The organism is Verrucomicrobiia bacterium (genome assembly GCA_035629175.1).
In the GTDB taxonomy this organism is placed as follows: Bacteria; Verrucomicrobiota; Verrucomicrobiia; order Limisphaerales; family DASXHY01; genus DASXHY01.
This window is the reverse complement of record DASPIL010000071.1, coordinates 35,576-48,594: the sequence shown is the minus strand read 5'-3', so window position 1 is coordinate 48,594 and position 13,019 is coordinate 35,576. Positions and strand designations below refer to the sequence as shown.

The 13,019-nt window shown below is 58.3% G+C and carries 7 protein-coding genes; 2 read left to right on the top strand and 5 right to left on the bottom strand.

What is annotated here, in order from left to right:
• Positions 1-125: 125 nt before the first annotated feature.
• The 3 genes from VEH04_13045 to VEH04_13035 all read right to left on the bottom strand — a co-directional run bounded on the left by VEH04_13045 (position 126) and on the right by VEH04_13035 (position 5,131).
• Complete coding sequence (locus VEH04_13045) at positions 126-1,091, bottom strand: acyltransferase (protein ID HYG23703.1); 966 nt, start codon at positions 1,089-1,091, stop codon at positions 126-128.
• Positions 1,092-1,270: 179 nt separating this feature from the next.
• Positions 1,271-4,183, bottom strand: coding sequence for a beta-galactosidase GalA (gene galA, locus VEH04_13040; protein HYG23702.1), 2,913 nt, complete (start codon positions 4,181-4,183; stop codon positions 1,271-1,273).
• 180 nt (positions 4,184-4,363) lie between these two features.
• Complete coding sequence (locus VEH04_13035; protein ID HYG23701.1) at positions 4,364-5,131, bottom strand: rhomboid family intramembrane serine protease; 768 nt, start codon at positions 5,129-5,131, stop codon at positions 4,364-4,366.
• A gap of 487 nt (positions 5,132-5,618) precedes the next feature.
• Here VEH04_13035 and purB point away from each other — a divergent pair, with 487 nt between their 5' ends.
• Positions 5,619-6,956: an adenylosuccinate lyase gene (gene purB / locus VEH04_13030; GenBank protein ID HYG23700.1), complete on the top strand. Its 1,338-nt coding sequence runs from the start codon at positions 5,619-5,621 to the stop codon at positions 6,954-6,956.
• 47 nt (positions 6,957-7,003) lie between these two features.
• Here the strand turns inward: purB and VEH04_13025 are convergent, their stop codons facing one another.
• Together VEH04_13025 and VEH04_13020 are read right to left on the bottom strand one after the other, a co-directional pair.
• Positions 7,004-7,960: a delta-60 repeat domain-containing protein gene (locus VEH04_13025; protein HYG23699.1), complete on the bottom strand. Its 957-nt coding sequence runs from the start codon at positions 7,958-7,960 to the stop codon at positions 7,004-7,006.
• A gap of 59 nt (positions 7,961-8,019) precedes the next feature.
• Entirely contained in the window at positions 8,020-11,700 is a 3,681-nt protein-coding gene (locus tag VEH04_13020) for a hypothetical protein (protein HYG23698.1), read from the bottom strand.
• Positions 11,701-12,037: 337 nt separating this feature from the next.
• On the opposite strand from VEH04_13020, the gene VEH04_13015 reads away from it, so the two are divergent.
• On the top strand, positions 12,038-12,997 hold the full coding sequence (locus VEH04_13015; GenBank protein HYG23697.1) for a PEP-CTERM sorting domain-containing protein: 960 nt from the start codon (positions 12,038-12,040) through the stop codon (positions 12,995-12,997).
• Positions 12,998-13,019: the final 22 nt, after the last annotated feature.

Genomic DNA, 13,019 nt, shown 5'->3' with positions numbered 1-13,019 from the left:
ATCGGTTCCGGCCCAGTTGAATCCGCGTGTCGCAAGAGACAGTGCCGATTCAAACGTCCCGGACAAAGTTGGACCCCTTTAGGCATGCGCCATCTCGGCTCCCTCATGGAAGCCCGCTACAACGATCATTGGGATGAGTTGCTGAACCCGTGATCTGGGGCAGTGTCAGAATGCACCCGCCGATGCAGCGCAGTGCGTTGAGCGAGCGCAAGATGACAAATAACGACCAACGCCAGCGCCGATGCAACAAACCACCCGTACGCGAGCAGTTCCGGATTCCGAAACCAATCAAACCAAACGAGCGAGCAAAGTCCAGCCATTGAGACCCACGAAGCGAAGCCAAGCATTCGACGAACCCACGCTTGGATCGGCATCAGTCCTGATGAAAACGCGAGGCCTCCCAGGCTGCCGAGCAAAAGGGAATCGGCGCGCGTGTCGAGACCGAGGTTGGCGCGGCGCAGCAGCTTCAGCGAGGTCGGGTCCATTTGAATGACAATCACGCGCAAAACCATCGCGAGAAAGCACAGCAGAAATATCCAGGAGAGCGCCGAGGATCGCGTGGTTTTCTTCAGGAACAGGCCGAGCACAAGCGGCCACAGCAGATAAAACTGTTCTTCGATGGCGAGGGACCATGTGTGGTTGAACGGGTTGTGACGGCTGTAATGCGAAATCTGCGCCCAATTGGTCCAGTAAAACAGGGCGTGCAGCGCGTCCGCTCCCAGCGCGCTGAAACGGCGGGAAATATCGGAAAACGCGCCGAGCAGCACAAAAACCATCAGCATGGCAATTAGCGCAGGCAGCAATCGTAGCGCGCGCCGCAGATAGAATCTGCGCAGGCTGATCGAACCGTTTTGATTCCATTCCTCGGTGAGCAGGGCGGTGATCAGGAATCCGCTGAGCACGAAGAACGTGTTTACGGCCACCCCGGAAAAGGTGTCGTCGATCCATCGAACGTGCGAGAACACCACCAGCAGTACCGCGACGCCCCTGATGCCGTCGAGCGATGGCACATAGCCCAGGCGTGGCGTCGATTCGCTTCGGAACGCTGTGGCTGCTGCTGCGGGCTTTGCCGGTTGGGGTTCAAGGCGCATGTAGCAGACGATGTCTCAATGCGGCCAGACTGTGGGACTTTGGAGCAAAGCATTCAAGCCCGCTCAATCCACAGCTGTTGCGGCCGCAGAAATCGAGCCTTGGATGTTCCCAACCGCTGGACTTTCAACAAGGACTGGGTGTGGCCATTCCCGGCATCCGAGCAAAAGCATGTCCTTTTTTAGTTGGCGGCTACACCAGGACGCGGGGTTCCGCGTTGAACCGGCAGCTTCAGGACCGCTGGACGCAACTCCCCGGCACGCGCGGTCAATGTGATCTCACCCGATTCGCTGCCCGCCTGAACAATGATCTGCGCGAGGCCATTGAACACGCTGCGTTCCCACTGCACTGGAATGACGTCGTCGCGCAAGGCAACCCAGGCGCCCTTGTTGACGCCGCCGCTCCCCGTCCAGTTTGCAAGCGCGACTGCCACCGTGTTTTCGCCTGCTTTTACGAAGCGTTTGATATCGAAGACCGGAGCTGCGCGCCAATCGCGCGATTCGCCAACCTTCTGCCCATTCACGTAAACGAATCCCTCTTCATCAATCATTCCGAAACAGAGTTCAATGCTTGCCTTCTCCATGTCCTGATGCGAGAGGGTGAAACGCGCCCGAAAGGCTGCCTTGCTGTTTTGCCCCAGCGGTCCTGACTCTTGCGTGACATCCACTCGCTGCCAGCTGGAATCGTTCACAGCGATTTGCATCTCGGGAATGTTTGCCTGGTAGGGATCCGCAACGGGAGCCATCCGCCAGCCACCAATTGGCCTTGTGGTGATCGGCTGCCGCGGGATGAAGACGTCGGGCTCGTGAGAACTCGGATCGCCGTTGCCGGCACCGAGAATTTTTCCAGGCCCCGAAAGATCGAACTGCACCGGGCGATTCCCTGTGGGAATCACGCGTCCCTCGCCATCGTGCAGGGAAACCGTGATTACCGCGATATCCTCGTTGTCTGCCTTCAACGCAGGTTTGTGCGGGTGCAAGCGCAACGCCGCTGCCTGTCCCGTTGTTTCCCGCTTCGTTTCGGCAACCACCTTGCCGTCACGATAGCCCTTGGCCGATAGCGTTCCCGGGGCATACTTCACGAGCCATGCAGCGTGGGAATTGCGGGCAACGCTCTTCGTCCCGAGGCTTTGACCGTTGAGGAACAGCTCCACCGAATCGCAGTTGCTCAAAGCCCTCACCTCGATTTCGCTTCCCTCCCTGCCCTGCCAGTTCCAATGCGGCAGCAGATGCAGCACGGTTTTGTCGCTCCACCAGGATTGGTAATAATAGAAGTTGTCCTTGGGAAAACCGCACAGGTCGAAGATGCCGAAATGCGAATTAATGCACGGCCAGTGATACGGCGTCGGCTCGCCTCGATAATCAAATCCCGTCCACACGAACCCGCCCGAGAGCCAGGGCCGCGCTGCGAAGTAGCTCCACCATTGCTCGGCAGTGTTCGACCACGACGTCACGTTTGTATCGTAGGCGCTCACGTAACCGCGCGCGGGATCATTCACGTAAATACCGCGCGTGCTGACCGTGCTTCCCTGTTCCGTGCCGATGTTCGGTTGCTGCGGATGCTCGGCATGATACTGGTCCATGCCCTTGGCCAGATGATAATTCCACCCGCGTACCTGGATCACGCTGTTGATTCCCCAGAAGTCGTTTCCTTGCGGCGCGGCGTACGTCACGGGCCGGGTCGGATCAAGGCGCAAAACCAGTTCCTGCATCGCAGCCGCCGCCCGCGCGCCTGACAGCGAACTCTGCACTGTGAACTCCTCGTTCGCGATGCACCAGAAGACCACCGACGGATGATTACGATCGCGTCTCACGAGCCGCTCCAATTCGCCCATATGCTTCGCATCCGCACCCAGCAGGCGATTCTCATCCATCACGAGCATCCCCAACCTGTCACACGCCTCGAGCAATTCAGGCGTGGGCGGATTGTGCGACGTGCGATAGGCGTTGCTTCCCATTTCCTTCAGGCGCGACACTCGAAAATAGTGCAATTCATCGGGCATCGCCGTGCCCACTCCTGCGTGGTCCTGATGATTGCAGGTCCCCTTGATCACGTAAGGCTCGCCATTGAGGATGAAACCCCGGTTGGGATCCATCGCGATGGTGCGAATGCCAAAGACTGTTTCCTTCCGATCGATCCGCTGGCCTCCTTCGTGAACGGTGGTGATGAGGCGATACAGATCAGGTTTCTCGGGCGACCAAAGCTGCGGCTGCGTCACCTTCGCGGTGCCGTTCAATTCCAAATCCGCCTTCCCCCGAACGGGGCCGGACTGTTCGATGCGAGCGACGGATTGGCCTGCAGGATTTACGATTTCATGCACCACGGCGACGTTGGCGCTGTTCGTCGTCGAATTGTGAACGAGCGTTTGAACGACGACCTCGGCTTCGGGTCCCGGGCGGTTTCCGGGAAACTGCGAGCGCACAAAAATGCCGTCAGGCGCGATTGCGACAGGGCCTGTCTTCACGAGCCAGACGTGTCGATAGATACCTGCGCCTTCGTAGAACCAGCCTTCGAATTGCGACGCGTCGACTTTCACCGCAACCAGGTTTGGTCCGCCAGCATGGATCACATCCGTGATGTCGTAACGGAAGCTGCTGTAGCCGCTTTCGTGCCGGCCTACGAACCATCCGTTCACGAATACCTCGCTGTCGCGAAAAACGCCGTCGAATTCGATCCAGATGCGCTTGTGCTGGTCCTGTTCGGGAAGGACGAAGGTCCGGCGATACCACGCGACGCTGTTCGAATCAAAACCGCGTCCGAGCGCCTTGAATCCATGGGCGCTGTCGGCGTTGATGTTGAACGGCAATTCCACGGCCCAATCGTGCGGCAGATTCACCACACGCCAGCTTGCATCACTGAACGAAGCGCTGGCCGGACCGCTCCCCGTTCCCGCCTTGGAAAGGTTCTGGGCGATTCCCCACTCGTTCCCCAGGAAAAAGCGCCAGCCGGAATCCATCAACAGCCGTTCGCGCGGCGGATTGGCGGGCGTCTGGCCGGAAGCCGGCAGGACTGTTCCAACGATGACAAACACGCACGCGCCAATGACGAGCTGGATTGAACGCCACGCCCACGGGTAGAGAGGACGACACTTCATTGATTTGATTTACGGGTTGGACAGGAGCACTGTCCAGCGGACACTTCCCAGCCGGGCCGAGAAGCAGTTAATTGGTTCCATCCATCTGAGGCTCGCGGCCCTGACACGAATGTCAACGGAACCAGCGCTGGCGTCTTGTCATCAAAACCTGGTAGCTGACGCCGCAATTGCTGCGAAGGATCAGATGATCAGATCCGACTGAGGTCTGCGCGACTCCGCCCGGCTGCGGATCTTCTTCGAAACGCCGTTCAGGATGGCCTGTTCCTCCGCGGTCAGGCTATGAATGCCTTCGCGGGAAATCTTATCCAGAATCGCATCCACCTCGGCCGACTCCTTCTGCGGCTTGGACGGCTTCCGAGTGAGTGGAGAACTGGAAGTGCGGCGGAACGCTTCCAAGGGCAGCATCAACGGGTTGCGCAACAGGTACAAAATCAACACGACGCCAACCGCCGACAGCGCCGCAAATAGCATCCTGTTTTCCTGAACAGCCGAACGTTGCATGGCAGCCGTGATCCACAATCCGGCGAGGGCCCCTCCGATGTGGGCCTCGTGCCCTATGTTTCCAAGTTGTCGTCGCATGGCATAAATCGACCCTCCCAAATACAGCAACCCGTAGAGCCATCCAGGGATCCAGATCGGCAGCATGAAGAGAGACAGGCTCGCTCCCGGAAAGAGCAGAATGAACGCGAACACCAGCCCGCATACGCCCCCCGACGCGCCATAAGCCCGGTACTCATGCTGTCGATGCATCCACAGCGGCAGCAGGTTCCCGCCAATGACCGCAGCGAAATAGATGGCCAGGAAGCGGGCGGGTCCGAGGTGCTGTTCGATCAGGCTGCCAAATAAATACAGCGTGACCATGTTCAAGATCAGGTGCGCGGCGTCCGCATGAAGAAACGCCGCGGTAATCATCCGATGCCATTCCTTGCCGGCGAGGATCTCGCGCACGGAAAACAGATATCGATCTGAGAAATACGGCTGGCGAAAACCCTGGATGGAAACCAGGGCCGTCGCCACGATCACTGAAACGGTGCATGGGATTTCCGATGCGGCCATACCTGCGTTTACAATTACGGAATCAGCCCTTCATCGCGAACAAAAATCTCCGCAAGGGGAGTGTCCCCGTCTCGGACAAGCGCGAAAGGCAGAATGTGTTGCACGGTTCCGGGCCAGGCAGGAACGGGAAACCCGGAGAACACAGCGCGGCAGAGCCGCAACCGAATGGGAAGGGGAAAAACGGGTTCACGCGAATTGCGCCAGTTTTCGCAAATTGCCTGCGGGTTTCGTGTAATTAGTGTGTTTCGTGGTTTTCGATTCTTCTACTGTTCCGTAGGCAAACGGGATTTGTTCAAGAACGTGTCCAGCTGCGCCTGCATCAACGGCCAAGTCGCTTTCCGCTTTCACAGGCCAGGCTTCGACACTACCTTTCGCCCGCATGATTACGCGTTATTCGCGCCCCGAGATGCGGGCGATCTGGACCGATGAAAACAAGCTGCGCCTCTGGCTCGAAATTGAGTTGCTCGCCAGCGAGGCGCTTGTGAAGGAAGGCATCGTGCCCCAGGCGGATTTCGCAAAGATCACGGAGGGGTGCAATGCTTGGTTTGCTGACTTGAACGGACTTGTTGCGCGCCAGAAGGAACTGGAAAAGACGCTGAACCATGACGTCATTGGTTTTACAACAGCAGTCGCTGAAAAGATCAATCACCGCGCCAGCCGCTGGTTTCACTTTGGTCTCACGAGCAGCGATGTCGGCGACACCTGCTACGCCGTGCAGATGCAGCAATCGGCCGACGTCCTGATCGCAGACGTGAAAGTGGCGTTGAAGTCGATTGCGAAGCGCGCGAAGGAACACAAGTTCACTCCCTGCATCGGGCGCAGCCATGGCATTCACGCGGAGCCTACAACCTTTGGCTTGAAGCTCGCGTTGATGCACGATGAATTCACGCGCGCGCTTGAACGGCTCGTGCGTGTGCGCGAAACAGTTTCCGTCGGCAAAATTTCCGGAGCCGTTGGCACGAGCGCGCATTTGTCACCGCGTGTCGAAGCCCACGTCTGCAAAAAACTGGGCTTGCGCCCTGCCCCGATTGCCACGCAAGTCGTACAGCGGGATATTCATGCTGAGTTTCAAATGACAATGGCATTGGTTGGGGCCAGCATCGAACGCTGGGCGGTTGAGTTTCGGCATCTGCAGCGCACCGAGGTTTTGGAAGCGGAAGAGCCTTTCACGAAAGGACAGAAGGGATCGAGCGCGATGCCGCACAAGCGGAATCCCATCACGTGGGAACGCCTGACTGGCCTTGCCCGCGTACTCCGCGGGAACGCGCTGGCGTCGCTCGAAAACGTCGCGCTTTGGCACGAGCGCGACATCAGCCACAGTTCCGTCGAGCGCATCATCTTTCCCGATTCGTGCACGCTCCTCGATTACATGTTCGGCCTGCTGACGCGGATGATGGATGGTCTGGCGGTTTATCCCGAAAACATGAAGCGCAACCTTGGACTGAGCCTCGGCATGTGGAACAGCCAGACCGTGCTGCTGGCGCTCATCCGGAAAGGTCTGACCCGCGAGCAGGCTTACAAGTTGGTTCAGGATGCGGCGATGAAAACGTGGGAAGTGAAACACGCCGGGCGCGACGACGCTGATTTCCTGAAGCAGCTGCAGGCAGATCCTGCTGTGTCACAGCATTTCAAGAAGGGCGAGCTGGAGAAGCTCTGTTCCCTGGATTTCCATTTCAAGGAAGTGAACAGCCGCTTCAAGAAACTCGGCTTAAGCTGAAATCGGGACTACAGGTGGCCGTCGCGAGACAACGCCCGCGCGCCACATCAATTGGCCCACACCCGCGCACGGTAGTATCGAATCGCCTGGGTCGCGAACGGGTCTTTGAAGATAAACGGCTGCGTGGAAATTCGGTTCGTCCCGAGGGGCGCCCAATGAAGCAAGTTCGTGGACACTTCGATGACGGCGACGTGGCCGAAGCTGCCGTGCACGCCGAAGGCAAAGTCACCGCTGGATTCAGGCGCGCCCGCAATGGCTGAGAGCGAGATTTCCGAAACCGGACCTGTCGGCACCACGCTTTCCAACAGCCACGAGGATTTTCCGTTTCCAATCCTGCCCCGCGCACGAAGCAACGCATTCGGGGCCGTGGTGGTTCCATCCCAACGCCAATCGGTTTCGGTTCGCTCCGCGTCGCCCAACTGGACCCACGTGACGCCGTCGACAGAGCCTTCGAGCCCCGCCGCGTTCAGTTCCTGGACGGATCCGGAACGATTCCACCAAACATCAGATCCATCCCACGAAAGCGTCTGCGATCCCGGTTGGATATGATTCAGCCGTGCAAGGCGAGGGCGATTGACTCCGGCGATTCGGCTGAAGCTGCCGCCCGCCATCAATCTTCCGTCCGGTTCGATTGCCAGGGCGTGAACGGCGCCTGAATTTGTCGGGCTGAGAGTGAACGTCCAATCCACAGTTCCATCCGGGTGCAACCGTGCCAGCGAGTCGCGGGCGACTCCATTGATCGTTTTGAAATATCCGCCAACGATGATTTTTCCATCTGCCTGCACGGCTGAGCAGAGGATCACCGAATCGGCAGAGACGTTAAAGTTGGTGTCCCGATTGCCATCCGCGTGCCATCGCGAAAGCCCATAACCAACACCCGGCACCGAGCCCAGCAAATATTTTCTGTCAGGCAGCAAGGCGCCACATTCCGGAACAAACCCGGGCACGAATGATGGGATCACGAGTAATTCCTGGTTGAATGAACCGTTGGAATTCAATCGCATAGCCAAACGACGCTGGAGAAGATTCGCGCCTTCCCATTGCGGCAAATCCCCGACGGCGATCACGCTGCCCAAGGCTCAATGAGAATAGCCATGAAGCCCCATTGAGGATATTGCCACGGGTGATTGGGCGGAACGAAGTCCTGGTCCACGATGCCGTCGGCATTCAACCCCGCAATGCCCGCGCGCGGCAGGTTATCCACCCGATCAAACCTTCCTCCGACCAGTATCTTTCCATCGGGCTGGATGGCGAGACATCGCACCACTTCGTCAGGCGTTTGGAAAAGGAGATTGGGATGGAACGCTGTATCAAGGCTGCCGTCGGGATGAAGCCTTCCGAGAAGGTAACGTGGTTCACCTCCGAGCCGGCTGAAGGTTCCTCCCACCACGATCTTTCCATCCGCCTGCAAGGCCATCGCCCCGATCACTCCGTTGCTGACGCTTGAAGAGAACGTCGGATCAACAGAACCATCGCGATTCAATCGAGCGATGCCTCGCCCAGGCGAATTGGTGAATCCCCCCGCCACCAAAACTTTGCCATCCGGCTGGAGAACGATCGTGGAAACAATGCCGTCCGCAGTGGCGTTGAATGCTGAATCCGCTCCGTACCGCGCGACCACGAAGGGTTTGCGAATGCCGCCAACGAGGCTGGTCACCTCCACCTCGTAGGTGCCCGGGACGAAAATCGAGATCCACGAATTGGTTTTTCCATCCAGGAGCACACCGTCCTGAAACCATCGGTACGTGAAAGGACCCGTTCCGATGACTTCAGCCGTGAGCACCTTTGTCTGGCCAAAATCAAGAGCCTGGATGGAATCCTGCGGAAGCATCACCGGCGGCCCCAGGCTGGATTCCATCAGGAATTGCGAGCCGCTAAAGTATCCGCCGCTCGAGTGGCCCGTTGCGCGCAAGGTGGCACCAGCAGGAACTTCGGCTTCCGCCAGTTGCCATCCCCCTTCAAACCGCGCCGGAACGGGAAGTTCATTCCAATCGACACCGTTGAACGAGTATTCAAAACGGGCTGACATGATCTCTGGAGCGGCGCCGGAACGGTTCCATGTGATGGTCGAGTTCGTGTAAACCAAATGCTGAACCGCTTCCGCCGTGTTATAAAGCCGGCCGATCCCGGAACGCGTTGCCTCGCGAAGCTTGGAAAACGTGCCTGCCAGGAGCACCCGTCCGTCATCCTGTAAAACAACCGAATACACGCTGCTCAAGGATCCCGAAATCACCGGGCGAAAATCAGGGTCCAAGCTGCCATCCGCAGTCGCCCGGGCAATGCCCGCGCGGGCAGCGCCGCTGATGGAATCAAAAAACCCGCCCAGCAGAATGCCGCCGTCGGTTTGAAGCGCCAGCGTTTGTACCGGAGCGTTCGCATGAAGATTGAAGCTGCGGTCCAGTGACCCGTCCGAATTCAGCCTCGCCATGTTTCGCCGCGAAAACCCGCCAACCAGCAGGAAGTCTCCGCCAAGCACAATTTTTCCATCCGGCTGGACGGCAAGACAGAGAACCGAGGATCCGACCACCACCGAGACCGCGAAGCTGGGATCGATGTCTCCGTTCGAACTCAATCGCGCCAGGCGGGATCGCGGCGTGTTGTTCACGGAATCGAAGGCGCCCCCAATGAGCACCTTGCCGTCGGGCTGGATCGCTACGGCATCGACAGGACCGTTCACCTGCCCCAGGAACGACAGGTCGATCGTGCCGTCCGGATGAATCCGGCCGAGGCGCAACCGCGGCGCTTCGGAAAGATTGGTGAACGTTCCACCAACAATGATTTTTCCGTCGGATTGAACCGCAAGCGCATGAACCTCTTTGTTGGCGAACCCCTTGAATGAGGGATCCGGAGTTCCGTCACTTCTAATCCTCTCCAGATTTGTGGCCGGTTTCCCGGCCGTGTTGGTGAAGCTCCCGCCAACAATCACGCTCCTGTCAGGCAGGACCACGACCGCCCGCCCCATGCTTCCGGCCGCGGCGCGAAAGCCTCCGTTTGTGAGGTGCCGCGCGAGAAGAGGCTTTCCCACAGTGATCACGCTGGCATCTGGAAGTTGACCCGCAACATAACCATTGGCAGTGGGATGACTGACGAACGAATCCGGTCCCAGGAACCAGGCCCGGGCAACGCGGCTGGTCACGACTCCAAGTGCATTGCTGATAACCACCTGATAACGGGTGCTGTTCGTAATGACCGTGCCGTACAAAGCCTGCGTAGCTCCCGCGATGACGACTCCGTCTCGCAACCATGAATACGATACCGGCTCCTGCGTTGCGGCAACTGCGGACATATTGAATCCCTCATTGAATCCCGCCACGACCACATCGCTGGGCTCAAATGAAAAAGCCGGCGGTCCAAGGGCTTGCTCCACAAACCAGCCGGAACCGTTTCGGAACGCCCCTGTCACGGTCCCCCGAGCCCGGATCGTCGCATTGGTCGGAACGGTTACTTCCTCCAACTGCCACCCGCCTTCTATGCGCCCAGGTGTCGGCAGTTCCGTCCAATCCAGACCGTTCAGGGAGTAATCAAAGCGGCACTGGGATAATTCTGGCGCCGTACCGCCCCGCATCCACGTCACCGTCGTGCCGGTCCTGCTCAGATTCTGCGTTGCGCCCGACGTGTTGATGAATAGTGCAAGCGCCAGCCGTGGGAGACCATTGATCTGTGTGAATTTGCCACCGGCCAGCACCTTTCCGTCTCCGAGCAACTGCACCGAATGAACGACACTGATCGCACTGGCATTGAATTCGTCCACTTCACCAGACATGCGCAGACGCGCCATGTTCGACCTGACTTGCGATCCGATTTCACTGAAGCTTCCACCCAGCAGGATCGCGCCGTCTGCCTGAACTGCGATTGAATACACGTTGCCGTTGGCTGCGGGATCGAACGTTTCATCGAGGGAACCATCGGGGTTCAGTCGGGCGATTCCTTGCCGCAGCGCTCCCGCGATTCCACTGAATTCCCCGCCGACCAGCAGTTTTCCGTCAGCCTGAACAGCGATGCACGTGACGGCTCCAGCTGCATTAGGATTGAAGTCCAAGTTAAGACTGCCATCGGAATTGATCCGGGCGATTTTCTGCCGGGACACTTCGCCGATCATGGTGAACTCACCGCCAATGAGAATCGTTCCGCCTTCTTCCAGGACGATAGTGTGGACGGCGCCATTCGGGCTGGCATTAAAGAATTCATCCACACTTCCGTCAGGTTTCAGCCGGGCAATGTGAAGTCGCGAGGCGCCTGACACGTTGGTGAAGCCGCCACCAATAAGAATGTCCCCATCAGGTTGAACCACAATGGCACCCACGTTGGTATCAGTTTGTGCGGAAAACGAGACATCGATCGAACCGTCAACATGGAACCGTGCGATGTGATGCCGGAAATAATGTCCTGTGAGATTGGTAAACGTCCCACCCACAAGAAATCTCCCATCGTGCTGGAAGGCAATGCATTGAGGGTGAGTCAACCCACTGTAAGCTGAACTCGCATTGAATTGGTAATCGAGAGAATAAAACGGAGGCGAAAAACTGATTCGTGCCAGTCCGCGCCGCGGGTTTCCATTCACTGCCGTGAAAGGCCCGGCAACGATCAGGCTGCGATCCGGGTGAATGCCGACGCTCAGGATACTGAGGGGAACTGGCGTGATTGAAAGGACATCCAACGCTTGTCCGCAGGCGCTGTGGCGAAAAGATAGAGCAAGGAGCGCGGTGAACAGAAACGCGACCGCCCTGATGCGACAGTTATGCATGAAGAAGAGTGGTCTTCGAACGGCATAGAAGGATCAGGGTTGCATCAAAGCCGATCAAGACGAATCGGCTTCACAACGAACTGCCAGGGGTGTGATTCTGCATGAGAGGACCCGCTGCACGGATCCGAACGCAGCAGGCGATCTATTAGGCCTAAACCGACTGCACGTCGGGGCTCCGCAATGATTTCCCCCCCGTCGCCGAACGGCGTGTCCGCAATGGTACCGAATTGACACTCATAGGCAACAAGGGGTACAAAGCACGCCGATGACCCCCCGAAACAATGGAATGTCCGTTGTTCGTGCCCACAAACCCAACCTATTTTTTAGGAAGGAATTCATGAATCAGAACCCAATCCAAACCAAAACGTCGGTCTCACGTCGTTCAAGCGCGTGCTTGATCACGAGCGCCTTGGCGCTCATCGCAGCGGGCCACTCCGTCAGTGGAGCAGCCCTTTCAGGCTCAATGTCTGAATCGTTTGATTACGGTGCCGGAACTCAGGTCCCCAACGCCTCGACGCTGAACGGTGGCACTGGGTGGAACCTGAACGGCGATGGCGGCGCGAATGCTGCCGGAGCCAATTGGGGCGCGGCCAACAACGGTGGCGCACCCGAATGGAGGACCGTGACTTCCCCGGGCCTGACCTACAACACCATTGGTTACGTGAACGGCGGCGGCAACAAGCTGACCCTGGACGCCAGCGGGAACAACGTGAATCAAAACGTCGGCCGCAATTTTGGCGGCCAGACGATCGATTCCGGCACCACATACTTCAGCCTGTTGATGGCGAAGAACATCGACAGCTTGCGAACAATTAACTTCGCATTTTTCAACGGCACCACCGAGAGGTTCGCCGTCGGGCAGATCGGCGCGGCCGCCGGCAATAGCGGCGGCAATATCGCGCTGCTGATGAACAATCAGAATCCCGCGGGCCTGATCCAAAACGCAACCAGTCCGGTTGCAATGGGAGTGGACGTGACCCACTTGCTGATCGGGCGTATTGACTGGAATCCGGACGGATTCGAAACCGTTTCCCTCTGGGTCGATCCGGCGAACGTCACCAGCGAAGGCGCGGCGGGAGCCGCTTACCTGTCAACCAGCGGGTTTGAACTCACGGCATTGACCGGCATTCGCCCCTTCGTTGGCAATCTTGGCGGCGGCTTCCCGGCTGTATCCGCTGACTTCGACGAAATCCGGCTCGGAACAACCTGGGCAGCCGTTGTTCCGGAACCCGCCACTGGAACACTGCTCGGACTCGGTGCGTTGGCACTGGCTTTCCGCCGCAAGAACGTCCGCTAATCGCGGCTTCGGTTTTCACATC